Raw genomic sequence first — 16,413 nt, forward strand, 5'->3', positions numbered from 1 at the left:
CGGGGAGCCGACGCCCCCCTACGAACCGACCACCCAGTACCAGGCGCGCGAGATCGAGGGCTGGACCGTCCTGGTCAACAAGGGCCTCCTCGCCGGCCAGCCCGACCTGGCAGACCGGACGCTCGCCCTGCTGGGCCATCAGCTCTTTCAGGTCGCCTGGCGCGTCCCCCCCGGCCCCCTGGCGAAGCTGCGGACCATGCACATCTGGGTCGAGGAAACATCCCAGAATCCCTGCATGACCTACCACCCCAGCGTCGACTGGCTGCGGGAACACGGCATGAACCCGGAGAAGGCTCGCTGCGTCGAGCTCGCCAACGCCCGGAATTTCCTGAAATGGGCCGAGGATCAGCCCTGGATGGTCCTGCACGAGCTGGCCCACGGATATCACGACCAGTTCATCGAGGGGGGATTCGAGAACCCCGACATCCACGCCGCCTTCCGGCACGCGAAGGCGGCGGGGCTCTTCGAGTCGGTGTTGACGGCCACCGGCCGGCAGGGCCAGGCCTATGCGGCCCGGAACCCGAAGGAATACTTCGCCGAGTCCAGCGAGGCGTTCTTCGGCACCAATGACTTCTACCCGTTCGTCCGCCCGGAGCTCCGGAAGCACGATCCCGGCATGGCCGAGTTGCTCCAAAGACTCTGGGAGCTCCCCCGGGCCGACCGGTAGGGGGGACACCGGGGCCCGATCCGATCCTGGTCCGGATTCCGCGGCTCTCCGCACCGAGAGAAGGCCTATAGCACCTCACGCGACCCCGCCATCAACGACCTCGCCCCGGCGATCGCGCCTGCGGGCTTCCCCGGGCCCGGATCACTCACGCCCCGGGCCTTCATCCGCCTCGTATGCCAGCCGCCAGCCCGGGACGGTCGCGGCCTTTCGGCCCTCGGGGTGGGGGGCGACGAGCTCGCCGTAGAGCTCCGGCCGGCGGGCGCGGAGGTAGCGGCGGCCGGGGGCCTGCTCCAGGGCAGACGCCGTCAGCAGGGCGACCACGACGTCGTCGCCGAGGGCGTGGCTCTCCGCGAGGACCTCGCCGCTCGGGTCCAGGACCATCGCCAGGCCCGGCTTGATCGTGTCGAAGTCGCGGCCGATGTTGTTCGCGAAGACCGCGAAGACGCCGTTCTCCCAGGCCCGCGCCGGCAGCCAGCGCATCATCCAGCCGCGGCCCTTCGGACCGTCGAACTCCATGCGGAGCCGCGCCGGGTCGCGGTCGCGATTGTCCCAGAGGGCCGGGTCCACCGGCCCCCGGCCCGGCATCGGGGACGGCGTGCAGCCGGTCACGTGCGGCATCACGACGACCTCGGCGCCGAGCAGGGCCGTGGCCCGGACGTTCTCCGGCAGGTTGTTGTCGTAGCAGATCAGGAACCCGAACTTCACCCCCCGGATCTCGACGACGCGATAGCCGCGGCCCGGCGTCAGGTGGGGGCTGATGAACGGGTGCAGCTTGTGGTAGTTGGTGATGTATCCCTCGGGGCCGACCGCCACGTAGCTCTTGTAGAGCCGCCCGTCCGGCTCGCGCTCGATCAGCCCGGCCATCACCACCACGCCCGACTCGCGGGCGATCTCGATCAGGGCCGCCGTCGAGGGGCCATCCGGCACCGGCTCGGCCAGCGCGTCGAGCTCCTCACGCGAGAGCGTCTGGAGGAAGGTATAGGCCGTGATGCTGCACTCGTGGAAGCAGACGACCTCCGCCCCGAGCCCCGCCGCGCGGCGGGTCAGCTCGCGGATCCGGCCCAGGTTATAAGCCTTGTCGCCGTCGCGATGCTCGAACTGCGCGGCCGCGATCCGGATGTCCCGCATGCGTCGATTCCTCGGGGGGGTGGAGGCGGGCCGGGTGGATGCCTCGACTCAGCGTCCGAGGATCGTCTCCACTTGCGGTCGGCGGGGTCAAACTGGATCAACACGGACCGCAGTTCCCGATGACAACGCCCGAGCACCGCCCTGGACTGTTGCCATGATCAAATGAGGAGCCTCTCGATCAGCTCATCGAGCGCCGCGTCGTCGCTCTCCAACTCTGCCGTGGTAAATCGGATCCGCGATGTGCGCTGGGACTCCTCATCGAACACTCGACCATTGACTTCCGGGCGCGGAGCGAACAGCAAGAGCGGATGTGACCTCAGCCCTCGATAGACGTACCTCACATATCCCGCGGAGAGGGGAGGACGATAATGTCCGCTGAAGTTCAAATTCACCTCCCCTACCGTTCCATCGTCGCCGAAGACGAGATACCCGGCCCCTCCGACCTCATCATTACCTGAAAGAATGTGATGGTGCCTCGATCCTACAATCAGCCAGCCCTCGCGGTCGATGACGAAATTCACCCTCCCGGCGTACCGAACGTCCTGGCCCGGAGCAAGCCTGGGGCACGGCTCGCCCACATCCGGGACTTCGAACGACCCGTCCTCCTCGATCGCCACGATCGATTGATCGAGTCGCACCGAATAGAGCCTCGGCGGAGGGCTCGGACTGTACGTCGAGAAGGATTCGACCTGATGCTCGGCGAAGCGAGCACACGGAAGTACGGCCAGTCCATCGGACTCCGAGAGCGAGAGCTTCCTGCTTCGTTCCTCTTCGCTTAATGGACACCCATTCGCATCAACGACGAGGAAGTTACCATATCCATCACGCTTGAACGCAAAAATCGCGTGCTGGCTCACGTCGAACGCGGGGTGCCTGGCAAACTGCTCGATCGTATACCTGACCATCCGATCTCGCTCATCGACAAAGCGAACCCGATAGTCGCGACTGATGCACTTCACCTCGACCAGACGACCCCGGGGACCGATCCTGAAGTGGCCTGCGGTCGCGACTCGACGATGCTTGACCAACGAGCCGTGAGAGCTGGTATTGCCCCATTTCACGCGGAAATGACCATCCGCGTCGATGACGAAGGAATAGTAGCCCGACTGAAGTGGGAGATCCTCGTCAAATGGCTGAAAAGTCGGTACTTCGCTGTCTCTGGACAAACTTCTCTTCGCTGCGAAAGTCGTTGGCGGCGAGACACGGAGCACGAAGTAGCGACGCTGAGGCCCAAGGATTTCCATGTTGAACTGCATAGGATAACCGCATGCTTGATTGGTCGCGGCTCGTCTCCCGATGTTAGCAGACAGGGATCGGTCTATTCTACACTTCACCTCCCCATCTCGAGTTCCTGGGTTTCTTTTCCCGGGGCGCCAGGGGTGCCCTCAGCCGCTGTCGCCATCTCATCCCGGCATCTGGGACGCCCCCACGCACCATTCGCGCCACATCGCCCGGTAGGCGTGCTCGACGCCGCGGGCGAAGCGGGGCGGGTCCATCAGGGGCGAGGACTGGAGCCGTGGGCGAAGGGCCTCGCGGAGGCCGGCGAGCCGCGGGAGATCGCCGGCAAGCTCGACCGCGATGCTCACGAATCGGTCCGGCGTCTCCGCCGCAAGCTCCGGCAGGCCGACGTGAGAAAGCAGCGAGTGCCCCGCCCGCCCCGGCGCGGTGGTGCCGATCAGGCTGACGACGGGGACCCCCATCCAGAAGGCGTCCAGGCTGGTCGTCCCGCCGGCGTAGGGGAACGTGTCGAGTGAGATGTCGATATGATGATGCCGCTCCAGGTAGGACGCCCGCGGCCCCCGGCCGACGAACGTCAGGCGCTCGCGGCCGATCCCCGCCCGCCTCAGGATCCCCGAGGTCCGCTCGCGGGCCGAACCCTCGGGAGCCAGCAGGAGCAGGGTCGAGCCCTCGACGGCGTTCAGGACCCGCGCCCAGAGCGCCAGCACGCCTTCGTTGACCTTGCAGAAGTTGTTGAGGCAGCCGAAGGTGACGTGCCCGCGATCGAGGGCCGGGAGCCGATTCACGGCCGGCCCGCCCGCGAGCGAGTCGTAACACCAGATCGCATCCGGGAGCCGGAACGACCGCTCGACGTAATCGCCGTCATGCTCCCCCGGCGGATCGACGAAGCGGTCGGTGAAGCGGTAATCGATCGTCGCGAGGCCCGTCGTCCCCAGGTAGGCGAGCCAGCAGACCTGCACGGGCGCCGGCCTGCGCGCGAACGCGAGCAGGCGGTTCCGCCCCATGTGCATCGTGAGGTCCACGAGGATGTCGATCCGATCCTCGCGGATCAGCCCGGCGAGCTGCTCGTCGGTCAGCCCCGCGGTCTCGCGCCAGGCGTCGGCCAGGGCGCGAAGCCTGGCGGTGACCGGGTCGGGCCGGAGGACGTCCGCGTAGCAGACGACCTCGAAATCGCGACGGTCGTGGGCCTCGAGGAGCGGGCGCACGAAGATCGACACCGCGTGATCGCGAAAGTCCGGGGAGACGTAGCCGACGCGGAGCCGGCGGTCCTCGTCGCGGACGTTGGCGTGAGGCTCGATCGATCGCGCCAGGGGCTCGGCGTGGCGGCGGCTCCAGCGGACGTGCTCGTCCCGGATGGATCGCGGCGTCTGGTCCGGGTCGAAGATCAGGGCATAGAGGAAATTGCTCTCCGCCGCGGCGAGGCCGGGATCGAGCTCGATCGCGCGACGAAAGCAGGCCAGGGCATCGGAGAGGCACCCTCGCTCCCGCAGCGCGATCCCGAGGTTGTTGTGCGCGTCGGCATAGTCCGGCCGGCATGCGATCGACCGCTCGTAGGCCGCCGCGGCCTCGTCGAGCCGGCCCCGGTCCTGGAGCACGTTCCCCAGGTTGTTGTGCACCTCGGCCAGGCCGTCGTCCAGGAGGAGCGCGCGGCGGAACGAGGCTTCCGCCTCGTCGAGCCGCCCGGCCTTCCAGTGGACGAGGCCGAGGTTGTTGTGGGCGGGCGCGGATCCGGGGGCCAGCTCCACCGCGCGTCCCAGGCGGACCGTCGCCTCGTCGAGCCGCCCCATGTTCGCGAGGAGGTTGCCAAGGTCATGATGCGCGGCGGCATGATCCGGCCGCGATTCCAGGGCACGTCGGTAGGCATCGACGGCCCCCTCGGCATCTCCCAGCCCGCGGAGCGCGTGGCCAAGCTGATAGGCCGCCGCCGCGAAGCCGGGGTTGAGCGTCAAGGCGCGTCGATAGCCGTCGGCGGCCTCGGCGAGCCTCGTCTGGTCCCTGAGTGCGTTGGCCAGGTTGAACTCGGCCTCGGCCCAGTCGGGCCTGATTTGCAGGGCGGATCGGATGCAATGCTCGCCCTCCTCGTGACGTCCGCCCTGGCAGGCGACGACGCCCAGCAGGTGCCAGGCGTCGGGGTCCGCCGGATCGGCCTCGAGGATCTCTCGGTAGAGGCCCTCGGCGTCCCGCGGCCGCCCCGCGCGATGGTGGGCGATCGCGGCGGCCAGGAGCTCGGAGTTCGTGGGCATCGTTCGTCGACCTCGTCCGTACGGCTGGCCGGGGCGGGCCCGCATCGGCCGGCGTCGCCCTCACCGGAGGGCGAACCGCAGCGTCGTCTCTCCGCCGTCGCGGAGGACGGTCACGCTCACCTCGTCGCCCGGCTTCTTCTGCTGGAGGACGTATCCCAGCAGGTCGGACTCGGACATCCGCCCGGCCTTGCCGTCGAAGGAGACGATCAGGTCCCCCTTGCGGAACCCGGCCCGCTTGGCGACGGCGTGCTCGCCATACTCCCCGACGTGCTCCACCTTGAGCGCCATCGCGTCCCCCGGCCGCTTCACGCCGGCTCGCTGCTCGTCGGTGAGGTCCGCGAGCCTGAGGCCGCCGAGCCCCATCCGCCGCAGGTCCCACGTCGTGGCCCGCCAGGAGATGTCGCCCCGCCGCCAGCCAGCCGGCAGGTCGAGGGTCAGGTCCAGCGTCTTGCCGTCGCGGCGGACCTGTGCGGGGACCCGCGCCGACCTCGGGGTGTTCTGCAGCACCCACTGCACGTCGGCGATGGAGATCAGCGGCTGCCCCGCCAGGGTGGCGATCTCATCGCCGACCTTCAGGCCGGCCCGGCCGGCGATCGAACCGTCGCGAACCCGCTCGACGGTCGCCATGCCGTTCGGGTCCAGCTTCAGGCCCAGGACGGCGGGATCGGGGTAGGGATACAGCACCTCGTCGGGGAGCGGCTGGCCCGCCGTCCGGTACACGAGCCGCTCGGCTTCCCGCACCTGATGGCAGTGGATGCAGCTCTTCGTCACCTGGCCCTCGTAGTTCAGCGCCGCCCCGTACTTCCCGGACAGGCTGGGATAGTCGGTCGGGACCTTGAAGCGGGCCGGGCGGACCTGCTTGCCCGCGAGCGACGCCCGGACGGCCCGATCCTCCCGGTGCATCCGCAGGGCCGCCTCCATCGCCTTGCGCAGCCCCTTCAGCGAGATGTCCTCGGACTCGGGCCGCTCGGAGCGGGTCCCGAACCGCCCGTAGATGGTCAGGTCGGGGTGGATCAGGTAGACGGCGAACGACAGGTCGAAGTCGTGCTGGAAGTGGGACAGGTCGATGGCGTTCGCCTGGACGATCCGGACGCAGACGAAGTGCTCGAGCAGATCCCGGATGATCGGGTCGCGGCGGGCCACCTCGTCGTCGAACTTCTGGCAGGCCACGCACGGCACGCAGCGGAAGACGACCAGGAGCGGCTTGCCGGCCTCCGTCGCGGACCGCCGGGCCGCGTCGAGGTCGTTGTAGATCCAGTCCTGCGAGTCCCGGAACGCCTCCCGGTCGTTGCGGACCCTGGTCTCACGGTCCTGGGCCTGGGCCTGGGCCCGGAGGGAGGAGCACACGAAGAAGAGCCCGAGCACGGCGAGCCAGGTTCGCATCGAGGGCCTCCCGTTGGAGTCATCGTCATGCCGCGGATCGATCGGGACACGGCCGCCCCTCGACGGGGCGTCCCCATACTACCAGGCCGGAGAGGAAACGCGACCGAATCGAGCCTTCGCCCGAAGGCGGCTCATCGAATCTCAAAGAGATCGGCGATCACGAGGCAGACAACGTCGCCGCTTCAGGGCTCCGCGCGGCCCACGTCGGCGGACGTGAGCACATGGGGTCGAGGCCCGGCCTGCCCCCGCGAGTCATTGCTCAGACGCCGATCCCGGGCAGCCAGCGGCGGGCGTTCTCGCGGAAGAGCTTGCGGAGGATCGCGTCCGGGAGGCCGAGGCCGCGCGTCGGGCGTCCCTCGTAGTCCATCTCGGCCTCGCCGGCATAGAACGCGATGTCCCGATCATGATCCGCCAGGAGTGCCCGGGCGCCGGCCGCCGGGTCGGTCTGCCGGAGGCTGTAATCGGTCGCATACAGGATGCGATCCTGATACTTCGTGAGGAAGGCGATGACGGCCCCGCGATCCCCGCGGGCGAAGTAGCGGGTGCGGGCGGCGGTGTCGACGGCGAAGTTCGGGAACGTGTCGAGGCGGTGCGCCAGCCGGTCCAGGTGATCTTCATCGCTGCCGAGGTGGCATCCGACGACCCGGAGCTTCGGGAACGTCGCCAGGATCCGGTCGCGGGCCTTGAGGATGTCCTCCTTCGGCGGCGTCCCCTTGCCCAGCATGTGCCACTGGGGGTTCTTCGAGTAGTAGGGGAACTCGGGGTTCTTCTCGTCCAGGGGGAGCCACGCCCCGTCCGGCTCCGCCAGGTGGGCGACGAGCGTCCTGCCCGCCTTCTGGATGGCCTCGTAGATGGGGAGGAGCGCGGGGTCGTCGGGCAGGAGGTACGCGCCCGCCTTGCCGCGGATCGACATCCCGATGTTCTTCCAGATCTTCACCCCGATCGCGCCGTCGTCGAAGGTCCTGAGGACGCGGGCGATCGCGCGGTCGGTGAAGTCTTTCGATTCGAACCCCCGGGCGTCGATGGTCGACGCCCAGGCCACCCGGCCGCCGCTCGCCCGCGAACCCTTCGAGGTCGCGTCCAGCTTCGCTTCGAGGTCGAACGGCTCATCCCCCGCCACCGGGCAGACGCACAGGTCCAGGCCGCTCCAGCCGGAGGCCTTCAGGCTGTCGAAGACCGCCGGCGCATCCCGATGGATGTGGAAGTGGGAGTCGATCCGCTCGAATCCCTCGGCCGCGAGGGCGAGGGCCGGGCGGAGCAGGAACGGTGCGGGCGCCAGCCTGAGGAAGTCTCTCCGCGTGAGCATCTACCACCTCGATTCCGGAAGGGTGCCTGGCTCGATGTGACGCCCAGGATAGCCGACTCGACGGGGAAGGGCGATGCCTCCGTCCGGGGCCTCGGATCAGCTCGTGGGCTTCGTCGCGGCGACCAGCCGGGCCCCCACCCAGGGGCCGAAGCCGTACCAGAAGCGATGGCCGAGCGACCGGTGGCCCGTGATCTTCAGCCCGCAGGCCTCGAGGTCGGCGGCGTAGGCCCGGTCGTGGCGCATGTCGACGATCGCCAGCTTCCCTCCCCGCTTGAGGACGCGGGCGGCCTCGCAGACGGCCTTCGTGCGCCCGGCCGCGGCGGGGACGTTGTGGATCGCCAGCGAGCTGACCACGACGTCGAACGACTCGTCGGCGAACGGCAGCTCGCGCATGTCGCCGGTCCGCAGCTCGACCCGATCGGCCACACCCTCGAGCGCGGCGTTCCTCAGGGTCACCCGCTCGGCGTTCCCGGATTGGTCGGCCGTGCTCCAGTGGTCGAGGCCGACGGCCCGCCCGCGCGGCAGCCGCCGGGCGGCCATCAGGAGCACGGCCCCGCGGCCGCAGCCGATGTCGAGCAGCCGCTCGTCCCCCTCCAGCCCGATCTCGTCGAGCAGCTCGGCCCAGACCGCGAACTTGCCCACGCGCGTGGTGTAGACGAAGAGGCCCGCGTTGAGGAACAGCCAGGACGCACCGAAGGCCAGCCCCGCCACGGAGACTCGATGGGCCATGGGCGCCCCGCCCGGGCCTTCCCGCAGCCGCAACCCGCAGAGCGCGAGCAGGCACGCCCCGCCGAGGGCCATGAACAGCGGGGCGTAAGGCGCATCGAAGCCGTATTCGCCGCGACGAGGTGGAGAAGAGCTCATGTGATGATCCAGAGTTGATCGCCTTGACGACCGCCAGTTGGCGTAGCCCAGATGCCATCCATCGTCCCGCGAGACCTTCCGCTCTTCGACCGTCCCTTCGCCCGCAGCCCCCGTCGCCGTTTCAAGGCCCCGCGCGCTCCTCGTCGACCGGGATGAAGAGCCAGCAGGTGGCGCCCAGGAGTCCGATCAGGCCGCCGAGGGCCAGGGCAGGGGACCAGCCGTAGCGGACGCCGATCCAGGGCGTGAGGGCGGGGGCGATCATGCCGCCGACGTTGCCTGCGGTGTTCATGAGCGCGGCGGCCGTGCCGCGGTAGCGGCCGCCTCGCTCCATGGCGACGATCCAGAAGGTGCTCTCGCTGATCCCGATCGCGCCGAGCGCCAGCGAGAACCACGCGACGATGGCCGCCGGGCTGGACGAGAGCACGCCCGGGATCAGGCACGCCGCGCTCACGACCATGCCGCCGGCCACCACCCAGTTCCGGGCGGCCGGGCCGTACGACCTCGACAGCCGGTCGGACAGCCAGCCCCCCAGCGGGATCCCCACGGTCATCGCCAGCGGCGGCAGCGAGGCGTACCAGTCCGCATCGCCCAGCTTGAGCACGGACCGGAAGTAGTGGTTCATCCAGTAGAAGAAGAGGAAGTCGAAGTAGCCGGCCGCCGCGTAGCTGGCCGTCACGAGGAGCAGGCCGCGATCGCCCAGCGCGGCCCGCCAACCGCCCGCCGCCTCGATGCACTCGCCATCGCCGCCGGGGGCGCCGGCGAGGTGGGAATCGTCCGGGTGATCGGTCGCGGCGAGCGCCCAGATCAGGGTCAGCACGGCGGTCGCGGCCGCGACGAGGAAGAACGCCCCGGGCCAGTCGAGCCGGCGCACCGCCGCGCCGAAGGCCGGGTAGGCGAGCGCGACGCCCAGGGGCGCGGCGCCGCCGATCAGGCCGTTGGCGAAGGCCCGCTGGCCGGGCGGGAACCACGACCGCGCGAAGGCCGCCGTCGCGGGGAAGAGCGGCGCCGAGCACACCCCCATCAGGAACCGCACCACGGCCAGGGACCACCAGAAGGCTCCTCCCGCCGCGAACGCCAGGCCGACCCCGCCGGTCAGGGCCGCGAACAGGGCGGTGCTCAGCCCCATCAGGGTGATCGCCCGGCGCGGGCCGATCCGGTCGATGAGGAGGCCGCCGGGGGTCATGAAGAGGGTGTAGCCCAGAAGGAAGGCGGAGTAGATCAGCCCCATGGAGTCGGGGGCGATCCCGTATCGCTCCATGATCCGCAGGTCGCCCGCCACCGGCATGCCGATGCGGCTGAACTCGTTGACCAGGATGGCGGCCATCGCCAGCACGAGCAGCCGCCATCGGGCATCCCGCCGCCGGCGCGCGGCCGCCGGCGGCACGGTGGCGGCCGCTTCGTCGGAGTCCTCCCGCGTCGAGGCCACGCGTCAATCCTTCCCGACGAACGGGAAGATCCGCCGCAGCTCGTCCTTCGTCGGCTGCGTGCCGTACTCGCAGACCTCGAACGCCTCGGCGTACTTGACGGCCTTGCCCTTCTCCTCGCCGAGCTCCTCGATCAGCTTGGGGCGGAAGCGGTCGGCCGTCCGGGCGAAGACGGGCAGGTTCGTGGTGGCGAGCCATCGCTTCCGCTCGGCCTTGTCCTTCGGCACCTGGTCGGTGTAGCCGCCCAGCCAGGGTTCCCACTCGTAGAACTGGGACTCGATCGCGTCGAACGCGTCGATCTTCATGTCCGCGACGGAGTCGATGGGGACCACGACGTCGGGCGTGAAGGGGTTGGGCCGCTTGAAGCCGTCCTCGGCGTAGAGGAAGACCGGGTTCTTGCGGAGCGCCGGGGTGTCCGGGCAGAAGCTCGGCACGGTCACCATGAACGCCGCGTCCTGGACGAGCACGCCGGTGTAGCGGTGGTCGGGGTGGTAGTCGTTGGGCCGGGGCGAGACCACGACGTCGGCCTTCCACTCGCGGATCTTGCGGGCGATCGTCCGCCGATTCTCGAGCGTCGGCAGCAGCTCGCCGTCGTGGTTGTCCAGGACCTCGACCTCCGCGCCGAGGATCGCGCCGGACTTCTTCACCTCCTCGGTCCGGCGCCGGGCCAGGATCGCGCCCGCCATCTGATGATGGCCGATGTCGCCGTTGGTGACCGCCACGAACTTCACCTTGAAGCCCGCCTTGACCCAGAGCGCCGCCGTCCCGCCGGCGTCGTGCTCGCAGTCGTCGGGATGGGGGCCGAAGACGATGACGCGGAGCGGCTCCGCGGACCTCGCGGGGGACGGCATGGCGGCCATGAGCCCGCACGCGCCGAAGACCAACGCCATTGACAGGATCGCCCGCATGATCGCCTCCCGGATCGTGACGCGACGGACCGGACCGGACCGACGCGGACCGCCACCCATCGCCTCGCCGGCCGCGATTGTATCCCCGCGGCGAACGGCTGTCAGGGGGCGGGCGAAGTTCAGCGCGGGCGGGGCTTGCGGCGACGGCCCGCCGCGTCTCGGGCTCGTAGAAGGCGTGGGCATCGGGCTCCTCAACGGGAAGCAGGCGCGATCCGCGAGGGTGCGAGAGAAATCCTGAGGGCGATGAGGAAGGGGACCCGAGGCGGGTGATGACCGCGAGGGCAGGATCGGAACCCGGGGCCTTCCGGTCATGGGCCCGACGAGCCACCGGCTGCTGCACTCTGCATCACCGCCGAATACCCTGCCACGTCGATTCGTTCGCACCGGCCGATCTCACGAGCTCGTGCCGCAGATGCCATCCCCAGTAGGTGAAGCGGAAGGCGGATTCGCCGCCCCGGGTGAATGTGCTCATCAGGTCGATGACCCGCGACGACGCCAGCTCGCGGAAGAGCGACCGGTTCGAGTCCGTAATCTCGACGCGCTCGCCGGACGTGATCCGGCCCATCAGTCGGCGGGCGCCTTCGGTCAGGCCGCTCACGTCCGGCGGCTCCAGGCGGTTGCGCTCGATCCGGTCCTCGGCCTCGGCAAGCAGTTCGTGCCGGCGCTCGAAGGCCGCCGACGTGAGCCGGTATCCCGGGCCGCCCGGGACCGGCTCCATGATCCCCGCCGCCTCCAGTTCCCGGTACGCCTGCTGGCGGCCCCGCGGGTCCCTCGAGCGGTATCCCTTCACCTCGAAGCGAAGTACGGCGACGGCGGTTTCCGACAGCGTCGTGGTGTCCATGGCTCCCTCCCGGCGGGATCTTACCCCCTTCGCACCGTTTCCGGAAGCGAAGCCACGGAATTCCGCGACGCGGCGAGACATCCCCCCGCCGGGTCCCTCCGCCGCCGGGACTCGCAAGCCGGCGCGGCGACGATCCTTGGCGGCCGCGATTGTATCCCCGCGGCGAACGGCTGTCAGGGGGGCGGGCGGAGCCCCGGCCCAATCGGTGGCCCGGACATCCATCGGCCCCTGCGATGCCGCGGATCCTTTGGAAAACTCGACTCCGGGACCGCGGAGGACGTACGGAATGACAATCGGACGGTCCGCGACGCGACCCGGGGATTGAACCATGAGCACCATTCCGGCCGAGGAGATGACAGACATCGGACACCCTCGTCGTCGAGATCCCGCCCGGCGAGATAGCGGACCGTCAGGCCATGGACTTCGCCCAGGATGTCTGGATGCTCAAGCCCCGGCACTTCGAGCATCAGACGTGGGGCGGGCGGACGTTCGTCCGGATGTCGTGGGCGGTGAGAGGGGCGTGAGAGGAAGCCGGCGGAGGCCCGGGACATTTCCGGCCGGCTACCATCACGAGGACGACCCCCGCGGCCCGGGCCGACTTCCCGCGTCAATCCTTCCCGACGAACGGGAAGATCCGCCGCAGCTCGTCCTTCGTCGGCTGCGTGCCGTACTCGCAGACCTCGAACGCCTCGGCGTACCTGACGGCCTTGCCCTTCTCCTCGCCGAGCTCCTCGATCAGCTTGGGGCGGAAGCGGTCGGCCGTCCGGGCGAAGTTGGGGAGGTTCGCGGCGGCGAGCCATCGCTTCCGCTCGGCCTTGTCCTTCGGCACCTGGTCGGCCTCGCCGGCCAGCCAGGGATTCCACTCGTAGAACTGGGACTCGATCGCGTCGAAGGTGTCGATCTTCAGGTTGGCGACGGAGTCGATGGGGACCACGACGTCGGGCGCGAAGGGGTTGGGCCGCTTGAACCCGTCCTCGGAGTAGAGGAAGACCGGGTTCTTGCGGAGCGCCGGGGTGTCCGGGCAGAAGCTCGGCACGGTCACCATGAACGCCGCGTCCTGGACGAGCACGCCGGTGTAGCGGTGGTCGGGGTGGTAGTCGTTGGGCCGATGCGAGACCACGACGTCGGCCTTCCACTCGCGGATCTTGCGGGCGATCGTGCGCCGATTCTCGAGAGTCGGCAGCAGCTCGCCGTCGTGGTTGTCCAGGACCTCGACCTCGGCGCCGAGGATCGCGCCGGACTTCTTCACCTCCTCGGTCCGACGCCGGGCCAGGATGGCCCCGGCCATCTGATGATGGCCGATGTCGCCGTTGGTGACCGCCACGAACTTCACCTTGAAGCCCGCCTTGACCCAGAGGGCCGCGGTGCCGGCCGCGGTGTACTCGCAGTCGTCGGGATGGGCCCCGAAGACGATGACGCGGAGCGGCTCCGCGGCCTTTGCAGCGGGCGGCATCGCCGCCACGACCGCGGCCGACAACGTTGCGAGCATGAGGGCACACCGGATGGATCGAGATGACATCACTGGCGGGGCTCCGTCTCAGTAGGAATCGGCGCCGAGGAACTCGCCGCCGGCCCTGGGGAAGAACGCCTGATCGTCGCCGGACCGGGCCGTCGGGGCGGTCGGCCCGAGCACGCCGCCCGCATCCAGGGTGAATCTCCCTGGGATGACGCCCCCGTCCCGCCGGGGACGAGCTTGCGGGCGTCGATGGAGACTTTCAGGAATCGCACTGAACTGTCGGGAAAGCGAAGTTGGCTCACCCGGGGTGGAAGCTGCGGGATGCCAGGACCGCGTTTCTCACGAATTCCGACTTTGCCTGTCGCGGAAGTCCACCCGGAGCGTATCAGGGACGACGGGCGCACACCCCCATGCAGGAAGCGGCTCGGACTCGTGCGCCACAAGTCTCGAACGTGCAGGATCGCTCCGTCCAGATGCTTCGCCGAGGGGACGTCCACGCCGCCGATGCTATTGGCGAGGTCGGCGCTCGTCAAGGATCCGACGGGTCATTCCGATCCTCCGCGGCATCCTCAGGGCTGGGGGGAGACGGCTCCCCCGAATTCCCCTCGTTCGTGCTGGGATCGGGACCTTGGCCGAAGGCTCGCCCCTCAATCTCCGCCTTCGGGAATTTCGGCCCGCGTTGATAGGTATATCAGTGAGAATATCCGAGCCCCGCGTTAAGGGAGGAGATCGATGGCACTCTCGTGGGTCGTGTGGAGGGACAACGAGCGCATCCGGCGCGCCGAGAACAACAGCCCGTCCATGAAGCCCGGAGAGACCGGGCTGCCCGTCCATCTGTTGCAAGCCGCCCTCATCCTGAACGGCTTCGACGTCCCGCACCACGGGGTGAGCGGCAGGCCGCCCGTCCAGAACAACAACTACCTGTCGGAGACGCAGGCGGCGGTGCGCGAATGCGAGTCGCGGTTCGGCCTCCCCACGCGCGACGTGGGGATCGCCGGCCAGCAAGTGATCCGGCGGCTCGACCAGGAGACCAACGCCTTCTACACGGCCCACGACGGCCACTTCGGCGCCGCGCTCGCGCGAGGCGACGCCGGCCGGGCCGTCGGCAAGATCGCCTCGGCCTTGCTGGCCCTCAACTTCCTCAAGGCCAACATCCTCCCCGCTCCGACCGCCACCCTCGTCGACGACGCGCTTCGCGCCCACTTCCGGCTCCTGCCGCCCGGCTCGGCCGTCGACGGCCCCCGGCGGCCGCGCACGGTCGCGGACATCGACCGGATCATCAACACGTTCACGCAGATCGCCGGGGTCCTGAACCTGAGCGCCACGACCTTCCTGGACGGGATCCCGTTCAACGGGGCGAAGACGGCCGCCGAGTCGAACACGGGTTCCCGGACCATCCTCTTCGGCCCGGCCTTTCGCGACTTCACGGCGACGCCCGTCGACCTCACCGGAGGCCGGATCGGGCCCGAGTCGCGCGTCGCCGTCATTATTCACGAGGGTATGCACTCGGTCGACGACTCCAATACCTCGGGCGACAACGACACGACTCACTTCTCCGAGTTCGAGCCCCGGTACAACACCCAACCGGCCGACCGCTCCCTGTTCAACCCGAGCAGCTATGCGAGCTTCGCCGCCCACATCGCCAACAACGGCGATCCCACCCCGCGCTTCGGCCTCGGGAGTGCGGCGGCACGGGCCCGCTGAACGGCGCCGGTCCGAGCCCCTGCCGGGCAACGGGGAGAGAGAGGCGAGCCGGAAGCCGATGGAAACGGGTCTCGCCCGACCGCCCGTCCGGGACCAATCCCCCTTGCCGCTCCGTGCCGGCATCGCATACGATACAAACGTACCCCACAGCATCCGGAAGGCAGGTGTCGCCATGGAACCCATCCCGATCTTCGTCCCTTGCGCGCTCTGCGAAGGTCACGGACGAGTACCCGAGCGGCCCGGCTCGCCCAGGACGCGCCCGTGCGCGGCGTGCGAGGGCTCGGGCCTGAAGCTATCGAACGACGGCCAGGTGCTCCGGAGTCTGCTGAAGGTGGCGGCGCTGGAGGAGTTGATGCCGGGAGAATGGACGTCGGTCGATGCCTCGTCTCGCGGCCTGAGTTCCTAGCGGCGCCGCCACTGGGATTTCCCCATCCCCGGCCGCTCTCGCGGCCATCTACACCGTTCAGGCCAGGAGTCTCAGCAGCGCTTGCGCCCCCGCCCGGGACGAGGCCGGGTTCTGGCCGGTGACGAGCTCCCCGTCGGTGACGACGAAGCTCGCCCAGTCCTCTCCCTTCTCGTAGAGCCCGCCGAGCCGCTTCAGCTCATCCTCCACGGCGAGGTCCCACATCGGGCCGTGCCCGCCCGGATAGAAGACCGTGTCGTAGCCCTCGTGCGCGACCTCGGCGAGCCGCGTGGTGTTCGCGAGCGCGGCCTGCGCCGCGGGATCCTGCTTGAAGCGCCTCGTCCAATCGGTCTGCCCCTCCGGTGCGTCGCTGACCGGGTCGATCGGCGGCTGTCCCCCCCTGGGCGAAGCGAGCGTCACGGCCGCCCCGGCGTCGAGGAACGTGAAGTAGGGCGCGGCGAACTCCTCGAGCCAGAAGCCGGTCTTGCGGCCCGTATTGCCGAGCTGGTCGTGGGAGGTCAGGACCATGAGTATCTTCATCGTGTCGCCCCTCGAGTTCGCGTCATTGAGGTCGAATCGCACTCCCCGGAATCTCGTGCAATCGCATCCTCCGCGAAGTCGACGGAAGCAACCCGCCGCGGATCCGTCGGCCGCCCGGCGACCGGGAGGAATGAACCGTACCGGATGACGCCACCGATTGCCATCGAGGAGTATTGATGCCGTACGGACAGCGTACGTGAGGATTGCGACATGATGGGGAGCCGCCCCAAGCACGCGACGGCAAGCCCGGATCTCCAGGCGAGGGGAGGACGAGGCGGGCCGGCGCCTCGTCCTTCCGCCATCGGAG

13 protein-coding genes are annotated in these 16,413 nt (G+C 69.3%); 2 read left to right on the forward strand and 11 right to left on the reverse strand.

Annotated elements, in window-relative coordinates:
- The coding region (locus G6O54_RS34505; RefSeq protein ID WP_165234690.1) for a M90 metallopeptidase family protein at positions 1 to 667 on the forward strand (667 nt) is incomplete at its 5' end.
- Between the two features lie 141 nt (positions 668 to 808).
- Here G6O54_RS34505 and G6O54_RS34510 read toward each other — a convergent pair.
- From G6O54_RS34510 to G6O54_RS34555, 10 genes are all read right to left on the reverse strand, one after another.
- On the reverse strand, positions 809 to 1,795 hold the full coding sequence (locus G6O54_RS34510) for a nitrilase-related carbon-nitrogen hydrolase (RefSeq protein ID WP_165234693.1): 987 nt from the start codon (positions 1,793 to 1,795) through the stop codon (positions 809 to 811).
- Positions 1,796 to 1,953: 158 nt separating this feature from the next.
- Positions 1,954 to 2,700, reverse strand: a complete 747-nt coding sequence (locus G6O54_RS34515; RefSeq protein WP_165234696.1) for a hypothetical protein — start codon at positions 2,698 to 2,700, stop codon at positions 1,954 to 1,956.
- 498 nt (positions 2,701 to 3,198) lie between these two features.
- Positions 3,199 to 5,277, reverse strand: coding sequence for a tetratricopeptide repeat protein (locus G6O54_RS34520; RefSeq protein ID WP_165234699.1), 2,079 nt, complete (start codon positions 5,275 to 5,277; stop codon positions 3,199 to 3,201).
- 60 nt (positions 5,278 to 5,337) lie between these two features.
- On the reverse strand, positions 5,338 to 6,660 hold the full coding sequence (locus G6O54_RS34525; RefSeq protein ID WP_165234702.1) for a Trx7/PDZ domain-containing (seleno)protein: 1,323 nt from the start codon (positions 6,658 to 6,660) through the stop codon (positions 5,338 to 5,340).
- A gap of 259 nt (positions 6,661 to 6,919) precedes the next feature.
- Positions 6,920 to 7,966, reverse strand: a complete 1,047-nt coding sequence (locus G6O54_RS34530) for an amidohydrolase family protein (RefSeq protein WP_165234705.1) — start codon at positions 7,964 to 7,966, stop codon at positions 6,920 to 6,922.
- Positions 7,967 to 8,062: 96 nt separating this feature from the next.
- Positions 8,063 to 8,830 (reverse strand): class I SAM-dependent methyltransferase, encoded by a 768-nt coding sequence (locus G6O54_RS34535; protein ID WP_165234708.1) that lies wholly within the window; start codon positions 8,828 to 8,830, stop codon positions 8,063 to 8,065.
- Between the two features lie 121 nt (positions 8,831 to 8,951).
- Positions 8,952 to 10,256, reverse strand: a complete 1,305-nt coding sequence (locus G6O54_RS34540; protein ID WP_165234711.1) for an MFS transporter — start codon at positions 10,254 to 10,256, stop codon at positions 8,952 to 8,954.
- Positions 10,257 to 10,259: 3 nt separating this feature from the next.
- Positions 10,260 to 11,162 carry a PIG-L deacetylase family protein gene (locus G6O54_RS34545; protein ID WP_165234714.1) on the reverse strand — a complete coding sequence of 301 codons (903 nt, stop codon included), beginning with the start codon at positions 11,160 to 11,162 and terminating at the stop codon, positions 10,260 to 10,262.
- Between the two features lie 346 nt (positions 11,163 to 11,508).
- Entirely contained in the window at positions 11,509 to 12,003 is a 495-nt protein-coding gene (locus G6O54_RS34550) for a hypothetical protein (RefSeq protein ID WP_165234717.1), read from the reverse strand.
- 607 nt (positions 12,004 to 12,610) lie between these two features.
- Positions 12,611 to 13,492, reverse strand: a complete 882-nt coding sequence (locus tag G6O54_RS34555) for a PIG-L deacetylase family protein (protein WP_165234720.1) — start codon at positions 13,490 to 13,492, stop codon at positions 12,611 to 12,613.
- 699 nt (positions 13,493 to 14,191) lie between these two features.
- Between G6O54_RS34555 and G6O54_RS34560 the strand changes: the two genes are divergently transcribed.
- Positions 14,192 to 15,163: a peptidoglycan-binding domain-containing protein gene (locus G6O54_RS34560; RefSeq protein ID WP_165234723.1), complete on the forward strand. Its 972-nt coding sequence runs from the start codon at positions 14,192 to 14,194 to the stop codon at positions 15,161 to 15,163.
- 463 nt (positions 15,164 to 15,626) lie between these two features.
- On the opposite strand, the gene G6O54_RS34565 is transcribed toward G6O54_RS34560, so the two are convergent.
- Complete coding sequence (locus tag G6O54_RS34565; protein ID WP_165234726.1) at positions 15,627 to 16,106, reverse strand: type 1 glutamine amidotransferase domain-containing protein; 480 nt, start codon at positions 16,104 to 16,106, stop codon at positions 15,627 to 15,629.
- Positions 16,107 to 16,413: the final 307 nt, after the last annotated feature.

The sequence above is a fragment of the Aquisphaera insulae genome, assembly GCF_011064615.1.
Classification (GTDB): domain Bacteria; phylum Planctomycetota; class Planctomycetia; order Isosphaerales; family Isosphaeraceae; genus Aquisphaera; species Aquisphaera insulae.